This is a genomic window from Campylobacter hyointestinalis subsp. hyointestinalis, assembly GCF_013372145.1.
GTDB lineage: Bacteria > Campylobacterota > Campylobacteria > Campylobacterales > Campylobacteraceae > Campylobacter > Campylobacter hyointestinalis.
Genome location: NZ_CP053827.1, coordinates 770,825 through 791,003, shown reverse-complemented (window position 1 = coordinate 791,003; position 20,179 = coordinate 770,825). Strand labels below are relative to the sequence as shown.

The following is a 20,179-nucleotide window of genomic DNA, read 5'->3' as shown; positions in this document are numbered from 1 at the left end:
AAATTAGCTACAGTTTTGTAACTTTATAGCAAATTTGACAGCTTCTAAATAGCTTTTATTATCTGCTATACCTTTATAAGCTATATCAAACGCCGTTCCGTGATCTACACTAGTGCGAACTATAGGTAGCCCCAAACTCACATTTATAGATCTATCAAAAAATAGTGCTTTTAAAGGAGCCAGTCCGCCATCATGATACATGGCTACTAGTCTATTGCAGCTTTTAAGCGAATTTTTGTTAAATGCTGCGTCTGGAACAAGAGGTCCTTTAAAGATATCTTTTTTAAGTGTCAAATTTGCTTTTTGTATTGCTTTTTTTATAGCGACCTCTTCTTTTTTGCCGATAGTTCCATTATCGCTTGCGTGTGGGTTAAAACCTAAAACGCCGACATTGTCAAATTTAGTAGAAGAGTATAAATTTAGTAGAAATTTAGTCAGATCTTTCGTAACTATCTTTTTTGAAACATCACTAAGCGGGATATGATCTGTAAAAAGCGCGACAAATAGCTCATCGCAACCAAGCATCATAATTGCATTTTTCTTAAAATGCTTACTCAAAACATCTGTATGACCTACATAAGGAAGACTCGCTTTTTTCCAACTTTCTTTATTTATAGGAAGCGTTACAAGCGCTTTTGCATGGGCGTTTTTTACATAAAGCAGAGCATTTTCAAAGCTGATAAACGAAAACTTTCCACTTTTCTTACTAACTTTACCCGGTTTTATCTTAAAACTTTTACCGCATTCTACTATCTTAAGATCGCTTGGAATTTTAAGCTTTAAAAGATTTGCAGCATTTTCTAAAAGATATTTATTTATAAAATAAACAGGACTGCAAATTTTTGAAATCTCTTCATGAGATTTTAGCGCGATCTCGATACCTACTCCGTTTATGTCACCAACGCTTATGGCTATTTTTGGTAGTTCACTCATTTTAACAAAAACCAACCTTATATTTTACTTAAATTTATACTAATTTGCTTATATAAACAACTCTTTCATCTCTTTTATAGCTGTTTTTAGTCCTACAAAAATGCTTCTTGCTATTATGCTTTGACCTATATTTAACTCAAAGATTTCATCTATACTGGCGATAGCTTTTACGTTTTGATAGTTTAGTCCGTGTCCTGCGGCAACTTTCAATCCTAAGTTTTTACCTAATTTTGCCGCTTCTTTTATCCTATTTATCTCTTTGTTTAATATCTGTTTTAATTCATTTTTTGAAAAGTCTAAGCCATTTACGCTATATTTTGTATGTCTTAAATTTGAAAAAAGCATTAAAAATGTATTTGAATAAGCTCCAGTATGAAGCTCTACAAACTGAACTCCAAACTCTTTTGAAGCACGGATATCATCTAAATTTGGATCAACGAAAAGCGAAACTTCTATATCATTATCTTGCAATTTTTTGATAACATTAGCCAAATTTGGCGAGTTTAAATTCAGTCCGCCCTCAGTCGTGAGTTCAGCTCTTTTTTCAGGAACCAAAGTAGCTCTACTAGGCTTTAGCGCGCAAACTATATCTACGATCTCACTATTTATCGAACATTCTAAATTTACTGGGATTTTGCTTAAGTTTATGATGTTTTTAACATCAGCTTCATTTATATGACGTCTGTCTTCTCTAAGATGGATGGTTATTTGATCGGCTCCTGAGCTAACAGCGATAAAAAGAGCCTGCAAAACATCAGGATCATTTACCGCTCTAGCCTCTCTTAAAACTGCTACGTGATCTATATTTACGCCAAGTTTCATACAAATCCTTATTTTAAATTTGGCGTATTATACATAAATACTCTTTAAGCACTTATAAAGTTATCTTGCTCTCTAAAGTATGGTTTTAAGGCTTCATACGCTAGTCCGATCTTTTGAAATTTATCGGTGTAGTTCTTTTGAATTTCTATCGTTTTTTGTAAATGGCGATCAGGATGATACATCTTGGTTAAATTTAAGTATTTTGCACGAACTGTTTCAAAGTCATCATTAGCATTACAACCAAGTGTCTCAAAATGCTCTTCAAGCAAGCTTGCAAGCATAGAAAATCTTCTTACGTAATTTTTTGAGTTTTGAATTCTGATGCGCTTTTTAAAGCTCTCGTACTCGCCCTCATCAAAGTTAAAATTTACGGCGTATTTGATATGCTCTTTAAATGAAAATAAGCTATCAAAAATATCAAGCTTTTCAGCTTTATCCACGCTCACACTTAGCAAATTTTCGTTTTTAAAAAACTCGTATTTCATAGTCCCAACACATTTTATCAGGTATTTGTTGAAAATATCATCGCTTTTACTTAAATCAAAAATTATATGATTTTTATCAAATTTTATGTTTATATTGATCAAAATTTGGACTGAGTTCGCTTTTTTATAGACAAGTTTTATATTTTTATGATGGGTAAATAAAAAATCTATTTTATCGTTTGATGTTTTTTCGTATATTTTACCTATAAGCTTTAAAAAATATTTGCGCTGCACTAGTTCGTTTTCATTGTAAAATAAGATAACCTTATCTCTACTTTTTATCGAATTCGTAAAGTTTTCTTTGATCTTATCTGCTAAACTTAAAAAAAGACTATCGTCGTCTATTGTGATGGTTATTGATTCTAGAGTTTGAGTTATGTTCATTAAAAGCCTCACTTACAAATATTTGACTATTAATAAGCAAAGTTTATTCCAAATTCTCCCAAATAAGATCGCCGTTTGTATTATTTAAAATTTGATAAGGCTTATACTCATCTTTGTACTCTAAACTCGGGCAACCTTTTACGTAAAATCCAAGATATATCCATCTAAGATTATGCTCACAAGCTAGTTTTATCTGAGTAAGCAAAGAAAACTTACCTAGGCTAAGATGAGCAAAATTAGTATCATAATAACAGTAAATCGAGCTTATCCCATCATCTACTAGATCTATAAGATCTACGCAGACTAGCTTGTCTTCTACGAAATAATCAACTTCATAGCCAAAACTTCCAGCACCTTCGACATATACGTGATAATATCTGTTGAAATTTAACTCGTGAAATTCCCAACCACGTTTTTCGTGCATAAATTTATGATATTTTTCATATAATTTTATATGTTCATTTGATAAATTTGGCTTTGAAATGCGTATTTTTGTATCTGAATTTTTTCTTATGACACGTCTTAAACTTTTTGTAAATTTAAAGTTCAAAGCATCTATGCGTAAGCTTTTGCACTCATTGCAACCATCACAAATAGGTGTAGAAAAATAATTACCAAATCTCCTAAAGCCTTCTTTTACCAACTTTGAGTTGTAAGCAAAATCGCAACCATCCACGTATTTATACATAGTCCTAGAGTTCTTGCCACTAAGATAGGGGCAAGAAACATCTAAAGTACAAAAATCAATCTCGTTCAATCTTCTTTATATCCGAATGCTTTATAAATTCCATAAATTCATCTTTTAGCCTATGTTCTTTAATATCTGGCATTTCTATCTCATCAGGCTCCGTAAAGATATCTTTGAACTCGTCTCTATTTGGATTTGGTTTTGGTTTTTTAGGAGCTAGTTGTTTGTTATCTTTTTGCTCTTTAACAAGCTCGTCTTTAATACCTTTTAAACTGTCAAAAAAATCATTCACTTGATCTACTCCTTGTTTCTATCGGCTTTTACTTTTTGTATTGCCGCTGCTATGGCTGCGATGACTTCTTCTTTATTATCTTGATGAGCATCGTGAGTATTTTCTAAAATGTCTTGCAAACGCTCTTCAATATAGCTAGTATCAAAAAATCCACGTCTAAAGTGACGGCGTTTTGAGATAGCTAATAAAAATGGTAAAGTCGTAGTAACGCCTTCTATCTTAAACTCATCTAAGGCGCGCTCTAGCTTGCTGACTGCTAGATCATAGCTATTTGCTTTTACCATAAGTTTTGCGAGCATAGAGTCATAAAACGGCGGTATAGCGTAATCTTGATATATATGGCTATCTACTCTTACTCCTGGACCTAAAGCAGGAAAATATCCGGTTATCTTTCCAGGGCTTGGAGCAAAGTTTTTCCATACGTTTTCAGCCGTAATCCTAGCTTCTATCGATACTCCTCTTGGTTTTACTTCGCTTTGCTCTATATCTAAAATCTCACCAGAGGCGATGCGGATTTGACGACTTATGAGATCAACTCCCGTGATCTCTTCGGTAACACCGTGTTCTACTTGGATACGCGTATTCATCTCCATAAAATAAAAATTATTGTAATCATCTAGTAAAAACTCGATAGTTCCAGCGTTTGTATAGCCGACTGCTTTAGCTGCAGCAACAGCTGCGACGCCCATTCTCTTTCTTAGATCTTCACTGATGGTTGGGCATGGAGCTATCTCGATGACTTTTTGATGACGACGTTGGATAGAGCAGTCTCTTTCGCATAAATGTATCAAATTTCCATAATTATCGCCTAGAATTTGAAACTCTATATGGCGAGGTTTTTCGATGAATTTTTCCATAAAAACTTCATCGTTGTTAAAAAATGCTTTAGCCTCTCTTTTACAACTTTCATAGTTATTTTCAAGCTCGTCTTCGCTCCAAACCTCACGGATACCGCGACCGCCACCGCCACCACTTGCTTTAAGGATGACTGGATAGCCTATACGACTAGCGTAAGTTTTTATAGTTTCTATCGTTTCATTATTTAGCTTTTCGGTACCTGGGACGACTGGAATTCCGTTTTTCTTCATCAAAAATCTAGCGATATTTTTATTTCCCATTTTGCGGATAACTTCAGATTTTGGACCTATAAATATGAGGCCCGCATCTTCTACTTCTTTTGCAAAATCATAATTTTCGCTCAAAAATCCATATCCTGGATGGATAGCGTCCGCACCACAAGCTTTTGCTACTTCGACTATTCTTTTTGCATCAAGGTAACCTTTTATAGGATCCTTGCCGATCTGATAAGCTTCATCGGCGACTTTTACGTGCAAACACTCACGATCTGGCTCGGTATAAATGGCAACATTTTTTATATGCAGATCTTTACAAGCTCTGACTATACGAACTGCGATTTCGCCACGATTGGCTATAAGAATTTTATGTATCATTGCTAACCTTTTGTAAAATCTTTGCATAATGATAGCTAAATTTGATTATTTTTAGCTAAATTTTGTCTTATTTATTTGGTAAAAATATACCTGTGTTACTTGATGATACGTAAAAATTTAAAACATCACTGAAAATGCAAAATACATCGAAAATTAGGATAAGATCTTTGATAAATTGATTAAAATAATAGAATGGTGCGCCCTAGAGAATTCGAATCTCTGACCTTTTGAACCGCAATCAAATGCTCTATCCAGCTGAGCTAAGAGCGCACTAATAAAAAAGAATGCAAATTATATACAATACTTCCTTAAAAAAAGCAAAAATATAGCTATAAATTTGATTTTTGCATATAACATAGTTGATATATAATTATAAATGATTTTATTTATCAAAATATCAAATTGGCTTAAGCAAAAAGTGATAAAATCACGCTCAAACTTTGATCAGGATCATAAATAAAAGAGCAATCAAGCATATTTTCTAAATTTAAACTCATAATAATCTTAGCTTTTATGTCTTCTCTAGCTCCACTAGCTACTGATATGTATCTACCAGCTCTTAGCGAAGTCCAAAAAAGCTTTGCCACAAGCTCATTTCTAGCTCAACTCTCTTTAGCTTCATTTTTCATAGCATTTTCGCTTGGACAACTGATATATGGACCTGTAAGTGATGTCTATGGACGCAAAAAACCTCTTTATATAGGCGTTTTAGTATTTATACTTTCGAGCGTGGCATGTATTAGCTTTGATTCAATCTATGCTTTTATATTTTTCAGATTCACCCAAGCACTAGGCGGATGTGTTGGCGTAGTCATTGCTATTGCTATAGTTAATGATAAATTTAACGTCAAAGAAGCCGCTGGAGTATTTGCTTTGATGATGGTAATATCGTCTTTAGCACCTATGCTTGCTCCTACTTTTGGTGGTATATTTTTAGAATATTTTTCTTGGCAATTTATATTTGGCGTGCTGTTTGTACTAGGAGCAATACTGCTTTTAATGATAATATTTTGGCTAGATAAAAGTGCAAAAATAGATAAAACACTTAGCCTAAACCCAAAAGCACTATGGCAAAACTATAAATTTATACTAGAAGATAGAAGATTTAGAATATACATATTTTCAGCCGGATTTGCGATGGCTGCAATGTTTGCGTATATTACTGGATCTGCTTTCGTATTTACAGAGCACTTTGGACTAAGCGCAAGAGATTATGGAATTTTATTTGGAATAAATGCCTTAGGATTTACTATATTTGCAAACATAAATGCAAAAATAGTACAAAAGATCTCGCCGTATCAAATTTTACCTTATGGATTTTTAGCAATGCTTACTTTGGCCATTTTATTAACAATTTCCGGATTTATGGGGCTTGGATTTATATATGTAGAGATTTGTACATTTTTAGTTATCGGTTCGCTAGGTTTTATCGTACCAAATACAACGACTCTTGCAATGGCAAGATTTAAACAAAAATCAGGCTCTGCGTCAGCTGTTTTAGGAACAGTCGAGTTTGCGATAGCTGGAATCATATCTTTTGTAACAGGAGCACTAGGAGCAAATCACCCCTTACCACTTGCCATAGTGATGGCGTCTTGTGTTTTGATAGCTTGCATCATATATTTTTCTTTGAGAAAAAAGAAATTTAGCATAAAAAATAGGCAATAATAGCAAATTTATCATTATTGGTCGCTACTAAGTATTTACATTAAAATTATTTGATCAATGAAAAAGATTTATTTAGTAAATAAAGAAGACTTTAATTGCTTTCTTTATATAATCTCATCTCAAGGAAAGTTTATAGCAATCAAATTATGTTTTTACCATTATATAAAAAACATAATGATTTATTTTGTGGAAAATCGTAAGGAAAAGTTCGAACCCTTAATTAGCTCAAACATTGGTAAATTCGGGGTTAATAGAGAAGTTAATGGTGCCCAAGGTCGGACTCGAACCGACACACGGTTGCCCGTACAAGATTTTGAGTCTAGCGCGTCTACCAGTTTCACCACTTGGGCTAAAAATTTAGAATGGTCATTCTACTATAAGATAGATTAAATTTTGTTTAATCTATCTTATTTGCTTAATAGCCTAATCGACTATTTTTTATTTCCACATTTTTTAACACAAACACTAGAAACGGTCTCTTTTAAACCTTTTCCAACTTTAAATTTAACAGCTTTTGTAGCAGGAGTTTTGTAAGTCTTGTTACTTCCAGGAACTTTGCCTTCTCTAGCAGCCTTATCAACAACGCTAAAAGAGCCAAATCCTATAAAATTGACTCCATTTCCTTTTGCTAAAGATTCAGTTATAGACTCTATAACTGCATCAACTACGCCAGCCGTATCTTTTTTAGTAAGACCTGCTTTTTTAGAAACAAGATCTATAAAATCAGACTTTTTCATTGATAATCCTTTCTGAAAAAATAAATTTAAAACGCATTTTACAATTATTTTTTATTTTTTTCAATAATTTTTGCAATTTTTTTTGCCTATTTTCATAATTTTTTTTAAATTTTCTATTGATATTTATAATATTTACTAAATTTATATAGTAATATCAAATACAATTTCGCTCTTTAAGCCTTTTCTTATAATATTGCAAACTTTTAAGCCATCAATGTTAAGATCATAAAAATCCTTGATGGTTAAAACAGAATTTAACGCAACACTTCTTAAAACTATACCTCTATACGCTTTTGCCCAGTGGCTTACAACTTTACCGTCTTTTTTAAATTTAAGCGTTAGATACGGCTTTTTTATCTCATAAAATTTATCATAGAAGCCTGCCCTTAAATCCAAAATATCCTCGTCTTGTAAATATTCATCTAAAGCTAGACTAAAATTGTCTTTATAAAATTTATCAAAAATAAAACCGGGGATATTTTCTCCTTGTTTTAGCTTGTAATCCACGACTTCATCTTTAGCCAAAAGAGGACCGTATAAATTTGAAAATATAATAACATTTTCATCTATAAATTCTTTTGAGATTTGAGTTAAACTTCTGTATTTTAGATAGTCGTACGCCACGCCATCATATCTTAAAACTGCTTTCATTACAGGTTTTAAAAATATATCTTCGGTGTATTTTTGGATATCAAAATCTTTTTTAAGCCCAAAAAGTTTTGACACTTCATCTTTTGAAGCAGTCTTTATAAACTCATTGTATAAATTTAAAGCATAAAGTCTTTTATCGTATAAATTTGAAAATAAAAACGCTTTATCGTCTAAATTTTTAAGCTCACCGCCGGGTGTTTTAGACTCACTTGGCGAAAATAAAATTTTCATTTTATTATCTCTTTGAACGCCTCTTTTAAAGTTTGATATTGTTCATAAAACGGAACTCCATGGATCCTAGTATGACCGATAGTAGTTATGAAATTCGTATCTCTGTTCCACCTAGGAACAAGATGATAATGTATATGTTCTGCGATTCCAGCTCCAGCAGCGGCACCTAAATTCATACCTATATTTACGCCATTAGCGTTTAAGTATTTTTTCAATATACCAACACCGATTTTAACAAAATGGCTCATTTCGTGCCACGTCTCATCATCTAGCGTCTCTACGTTGTCGATATGCTCATACGGGATGACCATAAACTCGCCTAAAGTATAAGGATAGCGGTTCATGACGCCAAAGCAGTGTTTAGCTCTAAAAATAACAAAATTCTCATCATCTTTGTTATCATTACTTACTATGTCACAAAAAGCACAACCCTCTTGCTTATTTTTGAAATACTCACTTCTCCAAGGTGCAAACTCATGTTTCATTTTTCACCCCTTATAGTCTTTACTGCTGCATAAATATCTGCTTGCCTCATAAAATGCTCACCTATCAAGAAAGCATTGACACCTAAACTCTCTAAATTTACAATATCCGTGTGTGTTCTAAGCCCACTTTCTGCTACTATGATCTTATCTTTTGGGATAAGTGGGATTAGCTTCTTGCCAAGAGACATATCCATCGTAAAATCTTTTAAATTTCTATGATTTATACCTATGATATTTGCACCTGCAAATAAAGCTTTATGAAGATCGTCTTCATCGTGTATTTCGACCAAAACTTCAAGATCAAGATGACGCGCGTAATCAAATAATTCTTTTAATTTAAATTTATCCAAAGCTTTTGCTATAAGCAAGATAAAATCAGCTCCATAAACCCTAGCTTGGGCTATTTGATATATATCTATTATAAAATCTTTCCTAAGAATCACAGTATTGGTAAATCTCCTAATAAGCGTTAGATACTCTAAATCTCCTAAAAAATATAACGGCTCAGTCAAGATAGAAAACGCACTAACTCCAGCTTTTTCATACTCGAGCGCTATAGATAAAGGGTCAAAATCAGCTTTTATAACTCCTTTACTAGGGCTTGCTTTTTTGATCTCAGCTATGATATTTGCGCAGCCATTTTTCCCGCTTAGAAACGGTTTAACGTCCCTTGGTTTAAACGATGAGATCATCCCTTTTTCTAAGAGCTCAAATGGAAATTTGGCTTTGTATATAGTTAAATTCTCTTTTGTCTTAGAAATAATCTCATCTAAAATCATCGTTTTCCTTTTTTATAGCATTTATCTATGGCTATTTTATGATCTTTTGCCTCTTTGGTATTCATAAATTTAGTATCATCTCTGATCTTATCTAGCCAGATCTTAGCCTCAGTGCAATTACCTAGCTTGTAATATCCCCACGCGATAGAATCAATGATATAAGGCGAATTTGGCTCTAATTCATAAGCTTTTTTTACAAGCTCCAAACCTTTTTTTATATCCATATCATGATCTATAAGCAAGTACCCGTAATAATTATAATATACACCACTGTTTAGAACATACACGGATTCTTCAAAAAGCCTAGCTACCATAGAAAGTTCAAATTTACCGGTATTTTTACCGTTTTTTTCGTATTTATACACCGCCATTTTAGCTAAAAACTCGGGATTTTTCGTCTCTTGATATATCTTTTGAGATAAGGCATAAGCATGCTCAAACTCACTCAAATGTGAGTAAATTTCTATTAGAGCCAAATTATTAAAACCGTACTCTTCTAAAATCCTTTTTGCATTTATAAAATCTTTTTTATAAACCAAAATTTCAAGCTCTTTTTCTAAGAATTCAACTTCTCTAAAAGCCTTATAAAGCTCTTCATAAAGTTCCACCATGGAATCAAGTTCGCCGCTAGATGAATATAAATTTAAAAGCGTAAAGCAAGCTGGCTTTGAGCATCCATTTTCATATATCCAGTCTTCTAAATACTTTATAGCTACTTTTGCATTATCAAATTTATTTTCTAATACATCTACTAATTTCAGAAGATTATTTTCGCTTGCGTCTAATTCATACGCTTTTTTAAATGCATTTAAAGCCTTTTTAGGCTCATCTGAAAAGATATAAACTCCACCTAAAATAGCATAATTCGTAGCATTTTTTCCATCTTTTTTGATCAGTTCATTTGCCAAAGACTTTGCAGAGTTTATATCGTAAGTCGATACAAAATATCCTATTTGCATTCTTAATATATCAAGATCATCGTTTATGTAAATCTTTGCTTCGTTCATAAGCTTATCTAACATCTCATCTTTTGTGACAAATGCAAGCTTTAAAGCCTCTTTTAGATAGCTTATATCATTTGTTATCTTATAAATTTCATAGAATTTTCTTATCGCACTCGCATTTTGTTCATCACCAACTAAATAAAATGCATTGAATGTTTCGAGATAAACAGTAGTATTTACATCTACGTTATTATAAATTTGTACTTTATTTATGTTTATGGCAGCTTTATTAGAGCAACCGGCTAAAAATAGAGCAATTACTGCAATTGCTTTACACCAATACATTCTTTCTCCAATTCTTTAAAGTTTTTCTTAAAATAGTCCCAAAATGGAAATGTCAGACACTGCTTAGGTCTAAGCTCATAAATTCCGCAATTTTTGTGAGTTTCATCAAAAAAGATGCAAGCATAGCCGTTATTATACTCTTTTTCCTTTAAACTATAGCGATTGTGGGCATTATAACAAAATATTTTTTTAAATTCATCATCGCTCATTCCGAAAAAAGCCGCTATCTTAGATATCTCATCCTTGCTTATCCATATATATCCACTCTCTCCAGTGCAGCATTTTCCACCGCATATCTGACAAAATGATGGATCAAATTCATACTTAAAACCGTCTTTTTTCTCTATGTTTATTTGCATACAAAAATCCTACTTTGAGTGTTAGCTTTATCAAATACCGTTTTTGCTTCTTTGCTATATCCAAACTCGTCAAACACTATCAAAGGCGGCTCTATCTTAGTCATTGATTTCGAGCTTTTTTTAGCTTCAAAAAGCGCTAGCTTAGACTCTTTTGATATTTTAGAATATACCAATCTAAATCTAGTAAGATTTAGTTTAAAGCCAGCAAGCCCACTCACGACTTCGCCAAGCCTCCTTGCGTCATAACAAAAATAAAAAACTCCGCGTGGCTTTAAGAGAGAATTTACGCTTTTTAACAAATCATCAAATTTAAGATTTCCACTGTATCTACTGATATTTATATGCTCATTACCACTTTTTGTGACTTCATCTATATAAAAAGGTGGGTTTGAAACTATAAAATCAAACTTATTTTCGCTTTTAAATTTAGAAATATCCTCACAAATAGCGCTAACTTTTAGTCCGTTTTCATCTGCATTAAATTTCGTAATATCGCGATTTATCTCTTGAATATCCAAGCTAGTTAGGCTTAGATCAGAAAAATCTCGTTTTAACAAAAGCCCAAGTATCCCAGAGCCACATCCCACATCTAAAAGATCGCCAAAAAGTCTATTCTTTGAGATAAAATCATACAGAAACAAAGAGTCGCTATTGTATCTATATCCGTTTTCTAGCTGATACAGCGTCATTTATAAACTCTGATCAAAAATCCATATCCGCTTTTTTCAAATTTGATCTCTTTAGCATAAACTATCTTGAGTTTTGAGCCAAATTTAGATTTTAATGGTTCACTTGCTAAACTCATAATGCTAGTAGTAGATCTAAGCTCCATAGACGACAACAAGGCTGTTTGACTAGAATCTATATATTTGAACTCAGGGATAAGAGATATTATTTCGTAAGTCGCCTCAGCGCCATATTTTTTAAGCAAATCATTAAATTTGCTTTGACATTCTTTTGTCATAGCATTATCTTTAAGCTCACATTTTATCTCATCAATACTCTTTTTACCGTTCAAAGACGAAGTGGAAGTCATATTAAAATCACCGATTTTTAAATCCTTAATAATGCTTTCATAATGCTCTTTTAGCTTGTCTAATTCCATTTTCATATCTTTGTCTTTTTGCAAGACAAGCTCTTTTGATTTTTGTAAATTTTCTTCAGCGAATTTTTTTAAATTTTCATTTTCAAGTTTTAGTTTTGTGATATCTTCGTTTAAGATCTCGTAATTTTTTATCATTTTACCGTCGGTTTGACTTTTTATAAGATCTTGTATTTGAGCGTTTAGCTCTGATATCTTCACATCTTTTTGTTTAAGAGCTTGCTTAAAACTACTTACGTTTTGATCAAATTCGGCTTTTAGTCTGTTTTCATTTTGTTCTATAAATAGAGCTTTATCCTTCAATGCTTGTAAAGATTTTGCGTACTCTTTATCTTTAGCTTCTAAATCGCTTCTAAATTTAGCTTCCATACTAGAAATTCTAGCATTAAGTAGCGATATAGTAGCGTTTTGCTCTACTATGACTCTTAAAAAATCATTTTTTATATCATTTACTTTTTTTTCTTCGGCATCTTTATATGTTTTTGCTAAATTTTGCTGAAAGATAGCAAACTCTTTTTGCTTATCTTTTTTATAGTTTTCATACTCATTTGCCAGTTTTAAATACTCAGAACTTTTTAAATTCAACTCGTCAAAATACTCTTTTTTTTGTGTCACAATCTCATTTTTAAGATCTTTTAGATCTTGTGAATTTTTCTTTTGAAGCTCTAAAATTTCATTTGTATGAGACGCTAAAAGGTCATTTATCTTTGCTTCTTTTTGCAAGATACTTTGTTCTAGCTCGTTTTCTCGTATCTTTTTTTCTTCTATCTGTTTTGTTAGATCATTTATGCTAAATGCCATTGATTTTTTAAGAGATTCTATCTGTTCTAATAAATAACGATTTTTTTGCGCTAAATCAGAGTTTTTAAGCCTTTCTTCTTTTGTAGAAGTCGCTATCTTATCATCAAAATTAAGAGCGGATTGCTGTAATTTTTTTTGATAAGTATCGATTTGGTTCTCAAGACTAACTATCTTTTGCTCATAAGCTTTTATGGTTAAAAGATTTTCTTTTTGAACTTCATTTATCTTTTTTGTTAGATCATTGATATTTTTGTAATGCTGCTTTTCAACATCATTCATAATCTCTAAATTTTTTGCATTGATCAGTTTTTTTTCATTATCAAAACTATTTTGCTGCTCTCTTAATTTTGTCATTATAGCCCAGTTTTTATTCATAAACTGAGCGTTATCTTCAAACAAAAGTCTATTTTTCTCTCTTAGCAGACGGATCTGTGCTTTAAGCTCGTCTATGCTTCCTTCTATGCTTTGATTATCATCTATATTGAAATTTTTAGCATAGCTATCTACTGTAAAGTACTCACCATATTTGTCAAGCTCATCTTTTTTGATATACCAATCTTGCTCAGCTTTTGGTAGATCAAAGAAGTTTAAAGTTCTATTTTGCGTATCTTGCTTTTGACTAGAATCACTATCACAACTGACTATGGCGACACAAAACAGAGCAAAAAACGTAGTTCTTATAACAGTTTTTTTAAATTCCAACATATAGCCTTATTTTGATTTCATTATATAGCTGATCACTGTGTGAGCATCGTTTAAAGCTACAACTATACTTCCGCCACTTTTGCTTGCTATATCTCCACCTACAAAAAGTCCTGGGGTTTTAGTTTGTAAATTTTCATCAAGTATAGGCTCATTATCCTTAAGCTCAACACCACATTTTTGTAAGAAATCAACCGGAGTTGAGCCACCTATTGCATAGATTATTCTATCATAAATTTCATTAGTAGAGTTATTAAATTTAACATTTACTTTTCCATTCTCATTGTCTAATTCTACTATATCTACGCCCAGTTTCAGCTCTAATTTTCCAGCTTTATTATACTCAAAAACCCCAGCTTCGTTTATCTCATTTAGTCTAGTAAATTTATCTTTTCTATAGCATAAAGTTACTTTGTTACATTTGCTAAGCTCCAGCGCGTACTCAGCAGCAGAGTTTCCGCCGCCAACTACAAGAATTTTCTCACCGCAATTACAGCTATTTAAGTTGAAATTTACAACTTGAGTAAGCGAAGGTGGGATCTTGTACTCTGGTTTATTTGGTTTGCCCATTTTACCGATACCGATCATCACGTTTTTAGTTTTAAAAGTTCCTTTTGAAGTCGCTACTTCAAATACTCCGTTATTTTTTTTGACGCTTTCGACTTCGCTATTAAACATAGCGTCTATTTTTCCATCATCAAGCAATCTATCAAAGTAGTTTAAAGTACTTTCTTTTGTACCATCAAAAAACTCTACGTTTCCTTTAGTTTCGCTTTCTAGGCCTTTATAGACTTTATCAACTCTTTTTCCGTCTTTGTAAAACTTACGAATAGTTTGCGAGTGATTGTCACCTTTTTCTAAAAGTAACACGTTTTTAAAACCATTGTGCTTAGCCTCGACTATCGTAGCTATACCACACGGTCCGCCTCCTATGACGATGATATCATAAACATTTTCCATATTTGTCTCCGTTATTATTTATTATAAAGCATATAAATTGTAAAATTTAACAAAATTTCCTTAAAGAATAGGTAAATAAATGCAAAATTTACTCAAAAATTTAAAAAACACTTCAAAGTCATTACGTACATTAACACAAAATGAAAGAAAAGCGGTTATTTTAGAGATAGCTAGGCAAATAGAGTTAGAAGCAGACAATATAAAATCCGCAAACGATATAGACTTAAGCTTAGCTTCAAATCTCTACCCTGCTCTACTAGAAAGACTTAAATTTGATAGATCTAGAGTGCTTAGTTTAGCTCAAAATATAAAAGACATAGCAAGTCTTCCAGAAGTGATCGGGCTAGTTGAACGCGGATGGTGTGCAAAAAGCGGTATAAATATCGAAAAGATAAGTATACCTATAGGAAATATCTGCACTATTTATGAATCCAGACCAAATGTAACAGCCGAAGTCGCCGCTCTATGTATAAAAAGCGCAAACGGATGCGCTTTAAAAGGTGGAAAAGAAGCTAGAAATACAAATTTAGCTTTGATTAAAGCCATCAGTACGGCTTTGAAAAACTGCGATCTAGATGAAAACTGCGTTGTTTATCTTGATATTGATAGAAACGATGTAGGCGAACTCATAAAAATGGATAAATACTTAGATCTGATCGTTCCAAGAGGCGGAGAAAGCTTAGTTAAATTCGTAAGTCAAAATGCGACAATACCAGTCTTAAAGCACGATAAAGGGCTATGCCATATCTATGTAGATGAATTTGCAGACTTAAATAAAGCTTTACAAATTTGCGTAAATGCGAAATGCTCGCGTCCTAGCGTATGCAACGCCGCTGAAACCGTGCTGGTACATAAAAATATAGCCGAGTATTTTTTACCACTTTTAAAAACTGAGCTTGATAAATTTGGCGTAGAAATTTTCGGATGCGAAAAATCAGCAAAGCTAATCTCTTGTAAAATCGCAAATGAACAAAACTATTCTACGGAATATCTTGATTTTAAACTAAATTTAAAAATAGTAAATGACCTAGACACCGCTTTAGAACATATAAGTAAATTTAGCTCAGGACATAGCGAAGCGATCATTAGTGAAAACTACAGCGTTTGCGAAAAGTTTTTAAAGCTAGTAGATAGTGCTTGTGTTTATGCGAACGCTTCTACAAGATTTAGCGATGGAAGCGAGTTTGGGTTTGGCGCAGAGATAGGGATCAGCACAAATAAACTACACGCAAGAGGCCCAGTAGGACTAAAAGAACTCACTACTTATAAATATATAATCCGCGGAAATGGGCAGATAAGATAAGTCTGCCTTATCAAAAAGTTTTAACATTTTTATTCATTTGAGTAATTTTTTAAGCTAATATTAACTTATTGATAAGTAAAATACAAATCCAAAAATTAACATGAAAGGATAAAAAATGAAAAAATCTATTTTGAAAGCAAGTGTCGTATCATCTTTGCTTTGTAGCCTTACTTTTGCAGAAGGTGCGTTTATAGGCTTTGAGAGCGACTACTCTTTTCAATCAAATCTAAAAACAAAAGGTCTTGGCGATAAAGTAGTTGAAGTCAAAGATGGACAAGCTGGAATCGGACTTAAGCTAGGTTATGACTTTGATATCTATAGAGTATATGGCTCATATATCTATGATTTTGAAGCCAAAGAGACGATACAAGATGACACACACGGCTTCGTCACTCCTAAATGGACTACTCATAAGCTTATAGTCGGTGCAGACTATACTCCTTCCATAACTAACGATTTCAAACTGGCTATCGGTGCATATACGGGTATGTCTATCATAAACCTAAAAGCCACATATAAAGACAACGGAAATTATGTAGAAAATAGTGACAACTCAGAAGGCTTAATACTAGGAGCCAAACTAGGTGGTATTTATTCTATAGATAGCAATAATGAGATAGAGTTTGGCTTCAAAACAGATAGAACCAAATATAGAAAATTTAAAGACGGTCTAGATCTGAGAGATACTAGAGAGACAAACTACGGCTTATATATAGGATATAACTATAAATTCTAATAGCCAACTGGATCATAAAAACTATGATCCAGCTTAAACTCACAAAACCTATGTTCTACTTTGATATTACTTTACTTTTTGTTATATTAGAATATTATCAACACAAAATCTATTGTTAAGTTTTAAGAAAACTTTTTTGTGATATATACATAATCGCTAACAAAGTCTATTTTAAGACTATTTTTTTGATTACAATTTGCTTAGGATATGGACTTGAAATATTTAAGCTATATTCAATACCATTATTTTTTAATTTCTAAATTTTAATTGCATCAGCTCATCAAGTTTGACTTAAGATAAAATCCTTTAAAATAGGCTGGCTTTTGACTTTGTCCAATGATAAATTTAGGTCTCATAGCGCTACTATGATAGGTATCTAAAATACGACTAGCAATTTGAAGTTTTATTTTTTAGTAAATCACATTTTTTTAGCAAACATAAAAAATAATAGACATATTTTTAAGTTGATTATTCTTATTTTGATATGCTTTTTAGTAGGGATTGCGAAAAAATGAGAGTCAAAATATAAGGCTTGAAAATTTATTTGCTATCGGAACCAAATTTATGCCGACAAAGATAGTAAAGCAAGATGTTTTGTTTTATATAGCTTTTAGTTTTACCCTTATTATTTGAGGCAGTAAAGCTATTTTTTACAACTATATAAATTTTTGATAATTTTATATAGTTTTTTTACAATCTTTGATAAAAATGCTTGACAAAACATAAAAGATATAGTATAATTCTTGCTCATTTTAAGATTGGGGTATAGCCAAGCGGTAAGGCAACTGGTTTTGGTCCAGTCATTCAGAGGTTCGAATCCTCTTACCCCATCCACTCAAATCATTCTTGTCGCGAGATAGAGCAGTGGTAGCTCGTCGGGCTCATAACCCGAAGGTCGGAGGTTCAAGTCCTTCTCTCGCAACCAAATAAGCATAAAATCATCTTTTAAAGCGTATTGTTTTAAAGCTTAAAATAATCTTACTTTTTATCTTACAGAATTTAGTATATTTTCGATTGTTTCTTTTGATTTTTTAATATTTGTAGTGATGTATTTTTGCGTAGTAGTTATATTTGTATGACCCAAAGTAAAACTTACTTGCTCAACCGGTAAATTTAAATAATTGATAGAATAAGTAGCGATTAAATGTCTTATATCGTGCAGTCTTATTTTAGGTAAATTATTAGATTTTAATAAAGTATTCCAAGAACGGCGTAAATCAACAAATTTATTATTAGTATCTGGATTAAGAAAAACATAGGTATTTAGTAAATTTAACTTTTTAGCCTTAATATATCTTTTATAAAGTCTGTTATAAAGCTCATCACTCATAGTATAAAACATATCACGCTTAGCTTTATTAATTTGGCAAGGTATTTTATAAGTTCTATTTTTCAAATTTAAATCAGACCACTTAAGGGATAAAACTTCGTTTTTTCTTCTACCATGCAAAAGGAAAAAGAAGATATCAGCAGTTGGATTTATGTTATTAACAATAGCATTAATAATCCTTTTTTGAGTTTTTACACCATAGTCAAAATATACTTTATTATCAAATTTAGGAAGTTCTACAAAATCACAAGGATTTTTATCTATAAGTTCAAGTTTCATAGAAAATTTGAATATAACCCTTAATTTTGTAAGTATATTTTTAACAGTTTTTATCTTATAATCTTGTTTGATAAGATCATTACAAAACACTTGAATATCTAAAAAAGATATTTTACTTACATCTCTTAATCCTAAATTTGGTTTAATATGTTTATTATATGTAGCAACATCGCTTCTTAAGGTGCTAGGACGTAAAAGAAGCTCATAATATTTTATATACTGATTAAAAACTTCATTAAAAATCATAATATCTTTTATTCCTTTCAATAAAACTCTCAACAACAGGCTTATTGAGATTATGAATTTCTTTTGTTCCTACGATAAATCCTAAATCACGCTTAATAAGCTCATTTTCAACATAAGCTAAATGTTGTAAATTTGAGTTAAAAGTATCAAGATTTTTATAATAAGTAATAAGAGTGTAATCTTTCATTCTTTTTATTGGAAGTTCTGTAGGTTTAATAAATTTATACTCTTTTTTAGCTTTTATAGTAGGTTTATCAGTAATTTTATATGGAGTTGGATTTTGTTCTTTAGTCTCTTTTTGATAGATATGTATAATATAATCTTTGATTGTATGTTTCATAATGCCATTTTCATAAAGTATAGTTTCTGTAGTTTGTATGTTTTCAAGGCGAAAATATTGTTTATCATAGCTCCACTCGCAAACCCAATCAGGGTTATCTTTCAAAGTGCAAAGATTATAAAAATCCCTAAAAAAGAAGTTAATTTTACGATATATCCAAAGCGGAATTTGGTGACGTGAGCTAATAAATTTGCGAACTTTATATTTTATATACCAAGCAGAATTAAGATCTAATTTATCATTTTTATCAAAGTTAATAAAACTTTTATTTATATATTTTAAAACATATCCAGTAGGATTACTTAAAGTCCATTGAAAGCCATTTATTTCGCCATTTTTAATCTGCTCTTTAGAGAGATAATTAACTTTTAAATTTTGTGGAGCATAAAAAACATCTTTAAAAGTTTTATATATGAATTCGTGTGCGTATTTTGGATAAGAAATAAGAGCGTGTATATGCGGAACACCGTCGTTTTTATGCGGCTCAAAAGCTCTTATATAATATTTTTCAATACCTTTAAATTTAGTATGAATACGCTTTATAAATATATTCCATTGATAATTTAATAAATCAATTAAATCTTTTATACCGATAGAATAAGGATTAAACATCATCTTGTATTTAAAATCATCGCTTAAAAGACTTCTATCTTTAGGTGTAAAACGGCTAAAATCGCCTTTTAAGGCATCACGAAAGCAACCATTTAAAGTTATTGTTAAAAATGATGATTTTAAGCCTTTATTAAATGCAAAATCAGCAATGGTATTTACACGGTTATTAAGTTCGGCGTAATATTTTGGGCTTAAATTTGCAGACATAGAAACATCAAGAAGAGTTTTTACTTCGCCAGTTTCTTTATTTATTTTATAAATTTGATTTTTAAGCCATTCTTTTTGTTTTTGTAATCTTAAATTTGATAATTCTAAATCTTTTTTTGATATACCAAAAGGAATTTTAACGTATGGTTTTATGTTTTTCGCTACGCTTAAACTTAAAGCTGAGAGTTTTTTATTAAATTGACAAGGCGCCCCCTGTTCGCACGCAGTCGCAGGCTCCTGCGCGCTCATTGTGGCGCTTGGGGCGCCATAATTAAATAAATTTATATCAGTATTTAAGTTATTCATT

Annotated in this window: 20 protein-coding genes and 4 tRNA genes; 5 read left to right on the top strand and 19 right to left on the bottom strand. The window is 31.7% G+C overall.

The window, feature by feature from the left end; all coding sequences use genetic code 11:
* Nucleotides 1–3 precede the first annotated feature (3 nt).
* The 7 genes from pdxA to CHHT_RS04190 all read right to left on the bottom strand — a co-directional run bounded on the left by pdxA (nt 4) and on the right by CHHT_RS04190 (nt 5,325).
* Nucleotides 4–933, bottom strand: a complete 930-nt coding sequence (pdxA, locus tag CHHT_RS04220) for a 4-hydroxythreonine-4-phosphate dehydrogenase (protein WP_034961417.1) — start codon at nt 931–933, stop codon at nt 4–6.
* Nucleotides 934–981: 48 nt separating this feature from the next.
* Nucleotides 982–1,755, bottom strand: coding sequence for a pyridoxine 5'-phosphate synthase (locus CHHT_RS04215; protein ID WP_034961419.1), 774 nt, complete (start codon nt 1,753–1,755; stop codon nt 982–984).
* A 44-nt stretch (nt 1,756–1,799) separates the two neighbouring features.
* Complete coding sequence (locus tag CHHT_RS04210) at nt 1,800–2,624, bottom strand: adenylosuccinate lyase (RefSeq protein ID WP_034961421.1); 825 nt, start codon at nt 2,622–2,624, stop codon at nt 1,800–1,802.
* 43 nt (nt 2,625–2,667) lie between these two features.
* A complete protein-coding gene (locus CHHT_RS04205) occupies nt 2,668–3,381 on the bottom strand; it encodes an arginyltransferase (RefSeq protein WP_034961424.1) in 714 nt (237 codons plus the stop codon).
* Nucleotides 3,368–3,604 (bottom strand): hypothetical protein, encoded by a 237-nt coding sequence (locus CHHT_RS04200; RefSeq protein WP_034961426.1) that lies wholly within the window; start codon nt 3,602–3,604, stop codon nt 3,368–3,370. Before CHHT_RS04200 ends, CHHT_RS04205 begins: the two co-directional genes overlap by 14 nt.
* A gap of 5 nt (nt 3,605–3,609) precedes the next feature.
* Nucleotides 3,610–5,055: an acetyl-CoA carboxylase subunit A gene (locus CHHT_RS04195; protein ID WP_034961428.1), complete on the bottom strand. Its 1,446-nt coding sequence runs from the start codon at nt 5,053–5,055 to the stop codon at nt 3,610–3,612.
* Between the two features lie 193 nt (nt 5,056–5,248).
* A tRNA-Arg gene (locus CHHT_RS04190) sits at nt 5,249–5,325 on the bottom strand.
* Between the two features lie 186 nt (nt 5,326–5,511).
* Here CHHT_RS04190 and CHHT_RS04185 point away from each other — a divergent pair.
* The gene (locus CHHT_RS04185) at nt 5,512–6,723 is read left to right on the top strand and encodes a multidrug effflux MFS transporter (RefSeq protein WP_034961431.1); all 1,212 of its coding nucleotides are present in this window, start codon (nt 5,512–5,514) and stop codon (nt 6,721–6,723) included.
* Nucleotides 6,724–6,986: 263 nt separating this feature from the next.
* On the opposite strand, the gene CHHT_RS04180 is transcribed toward CHHT_RS04185, so the two are convergent.
* The 10 genes from CHHT_RS04180 to CHHT_RS04135 all read right to left on the bottom strand — a co-directional run bounded on the left by CHHT_RS04180 (nt 6,987) and on the right by CHHT_RS04135 (nt 14,819).
* A tRNA-Leu gene (locus CHHT_RS04180) sits at nt 6,987–7,073 on the bottom strand.
* Between the two features lie 81 nt (nt 7,074–7,154).
* Nucleotides 7,155–7,460: an HU family DNA-binding protein gene (locus CHHT_RS04175; protein ID WP_034961433.1), complete on the bottom strand. Its 306-nt coding sequence runs from the start codon at nt 7,458–7,460 to the stop codon at nt 7,155–7,157.
* Between the two features lie 141 nt (nt 7,461–7,601).
* Nucleotides 7,602–8,342: a YaaA family protein gene (locus tag CHHT_RS04170; RefSeq protein WP_034961435.1), complete on the bottom strand. Its 741-nt coding sequence runs from the start codon at nt 8,340–8,342 to the stop codon at nt 7,602–7,604.
* Nucleotides 8,339–8,827: an HIT family protein gene (locus CHHT_RS04165; protein WP_034961437.1), complete on the bottom strand. Its 489-nt coding sequence runs from the start codon at nt 8,825–8,827 to the stop codon at nt 8,339–8,341. Before CHHT_RS04165 ends, CHHT_RS04170 begins: the two co-directional genes overlap by 4 nt.
* On the bottom strand, nt 8,824–9,606 hold the full coding sequence (trpC, locus tag CHHT_RS04160) for an indole-3-glycerol phosphate synthase TrpC (protein WP_034961439.1): 783 nt from the start codon (nt 9,604–9,606) through the stop codon (nt 8,824–8,826). The genes CHHT_RS04165 and trpC overlap by 4 nt, the downstream gene beginning before the upstream one ends.
* Nucleotides 9,603–10,895 (bottom strand): tetratricopeptide repeat protein, encoded by a 1,293-nt coding sequence (locus CHHT_RS04155; RefSeq protein WP_034961442.1) that lies wholly within the window; start codon nt 10,893–10,895, stop codon nt 9,603–9,605. The genes trpC and CHHT_RS04155 overlap by 4 nt, the downstream gene beginning before the upstream one ends.
* Complete coding sequence (locus tag CHHT_RS04150) at nt 10,868–11,254, bottom strand: YkgJ family cysteine cluster protein (protein WP_034961445.1); 387 nt, start codon at nt 11,252–11,254, stop codon at nt 10,868–10,870. The genes CHHT_RS04155 and CHHT_RS04150 overlap by 28 nt, the downstream gene beginning before the upstream one ends.
* Complete coding sequence (locus CHHT_RS04145; RefSeq protein WP_034961447.1) at nt 11,245–11,943, bottom strand: tRNA1(Val) (adenine(37)-N6)-methyltransferase; 699 nt, start codon at nt 11,941–11,943, stop codon at nt 11,245–11,247. Before CHHT_RS04145 ends, CHHT_RS04150 begins: the two co-directional genes overlap by 10 nt.
* Entirely contained in the window at nt 11,940–13,859 is a 1,920-nt protein-coding gene (locus CHHT_RS04140) for a hypothetical protein (RefSeq protein WP_034961450.1), read from the bottom strand. The genes CHHT_RS04145 and CHHT_RS04140 overlap by 4 nt, the downstream gene beginning before the upstream one ends.
* Before the next feature lie 9 nt (nt 13,860–13,868).
* The gene (locus CHHT_RS04135) at nt 13,869–14,819 is read right to left on the bottom strand and encodes an NAD(P)-binding domain-containing protein (protein WP_034961452.1); all 951 of its coding nucleotides are present in this window, start codon (nt 14,817–14,819) and stop codon (nt 13,869–13,871) included.
* A 79-nt stretch (nt 14,820–14,898) separates the two neighbouring features.
* Here CHHT_RS04135 and CHHT_RS04130 point away from each other — a divergent pair, with 79 nt between their 5' ends.
* From CHHT_RS04130 to CHHT_RS04115, 4 genes are all read left to right on the top strand, one after another.
* Nucleotides 14,899–16,122, top strand: a complete 1,224-nt coding sequence (locus CHHT_RS04130; RefSeq protein ID WP_074898764.1) for a glutamate-5-semialdehyde dehydrogenase — start codon at nt 14,899–14,901, stop codon at nt 16,120–16,122.
* 115 nt (nt 16,123–16,237) lie between these two features.
* Nucleotides 16,238–16,858 (top strand): TonB-dependent receptor, encoded by a 621-nt coding sequence (locus CHHT_RS04125; RefSeq protein ID WP_034961454.1) that lies wholly within the window; start codon nt 16,238–16,240, stop codon nt 16,856–16,858.
* A 759-nt stretch (nt 16,859–17,617) separates the two neighbouring features.
* A tRNA-Gln gene (locus CHHT_RS04120) sits at nt 17,618–17,692 on the top strand.
* 16 nt (nt 17,693–17,708) lie between these two features.
* Nucleotides 17,709–17,783, top strand: a tRNA-Met gene (locus CHHT_RS04115).
* 60 nt (nt 17,784–17,843) lie between these two features.
* Here the strand turns inward: CHHT_RS04115 and CHHT_RS04110 are convergent.
* Both CHHT_RS04110 and CHHT_RS04105 read right to left on the bottom strand, forming a co-directional pair.
* Complete coding sequence (locus CHHT_RS04110) at nt 17,844–18,713, bottom strand: tyrosine-type recombinase/integrase (RefSeq protein WP_034961573.1); 870 nt, start codon at nt 18,711–18,713, stop codon at nt 17,844–17,846.
* A complete protein-coding gene (locus CHHT_RS04105; protein ID WP_115608577.1) occupies nt 18,703–20,178 on the bottom strand; it encodes a replication endonuclease in 1,476 nt (491 codons plus the stop codon). The genes CHHT_RS04110 and CHHT_RS04105 overlap by 11 nt, the downstream gene beginning before the upstream one ends.
* Nucleotide 20,179 lies beyond the last annotated feature (1 nt).

Bases quoted from the DNA above. Each gene is read 5' to 3' on its own strand.
- CHHT_RS04105 (WP_115608577.1), bottom strand. From the start codon at position 20,178: ATGAATAACTTAAATACTGATATAAATTTATTTAATTATGGCGCCCCA.
- CHHT_RS04135 (WP_034961452.1), bottom strand. From the start codon at position 14,819: ATGGAAAATGTTTATGATATCATCGTCATAGGAGGCGGACCGTGTGGT.
- CHHT_RS04210 (WP_034961421.1), bottom strand. From the start codon at position 2,624: ATGAACATAACTCAAACTCTAGAATCAATAACCATCACAATAGACGAC.
- CHHT_RS04130 (WP_074898764.1), top strand. From the start codon at position 14,899: ATGCAAAATTTACTCAAAAATTTAAAAAACACTTCAAAGTCATTACGT.
- CHHT_RS04125 (WP_034961454.1), top strand. From the start codon at position 16,238: ATGAAAAAATCTATTTTGAAAGCAAGTGTCGTATCATCTTTGCTTTGT.
- CHHT_RS04145 (WP_034961447.1), bottom strand. From the start codon at position 11,943: ATGACGCTGTATCAGCTAGAAAACGGATATAGATACAATAGCGACTCT.
- CHHT_RS04170 (WP_034961435.1), bottom strand. From the start codon at position 8,342: ATGAAAATTTTATTTTCGCCAAGTGAGTCTAAAACACCCGGCGGTGAG.
- trpC (WP_034961439.1), bottom strand. From the start codon at position 9,606: ATGATTTTAGATGAGATTATTTCTAAGACAAAAGAGAATTTAACTATA.
- CHHT_RS04155 (WP_034961442.1), bottom strand. From the start codon at position 10,895: ATGTATTGGTGTAAAGCAATTGCAGTAATTGCTCTATTTTTAGCCGGT.
- pdxA (WP_034961417.1), bottom strand. From the start codon at position 933: ATGAGTGAACTACCAAAAATAGCCATAAGCGTTGGTGACATAAACGGA.
- CHHT_RS04175 (WP_034961433.1), bottom strand. From the start codon at position 7,460: ATGAAAAAGTCTGATTTTATAGATCTTGTTTCTAAAAAAGCAGGTCTT.
- CHHT_RS04195 (WP_034961428.1), bottom strand. From the start codon at position 5,055: ATGATACATAAAATTCTTATAGCCAATCGTGGCGAAATCGCAGTTCGT.
- CHHT_RS04215 (WP_034961419.1), bottom strand. From the start codon at position 1,755: ATGAAACTTGGCGTAAATATAGATCACGTAGCAGTTTTAAGAGAGGCT.
- CHHT_RS04110 (WP_034961573.1), bottom strand. From the start codon at position 18,713: ATGATTTTTAATGAAGTTTTTAATCAGTATATAAAATATTATGAGCTT.
- CHHT_RS04150 (WP_034961445.1), bottom strand. From the start codon at position 11,254: ATGCAAATAAACATAGAGAAAAAAGACGGTTTTAAGTATGAATTTGAT.
- CHHT_RS04165 (WP_034961437.1), bottom strand. From the start codon at position 8,827: ATGAAACATGAGTTTGCACCTTGGAGAAGTGAGTATTTCAAAAATAAG.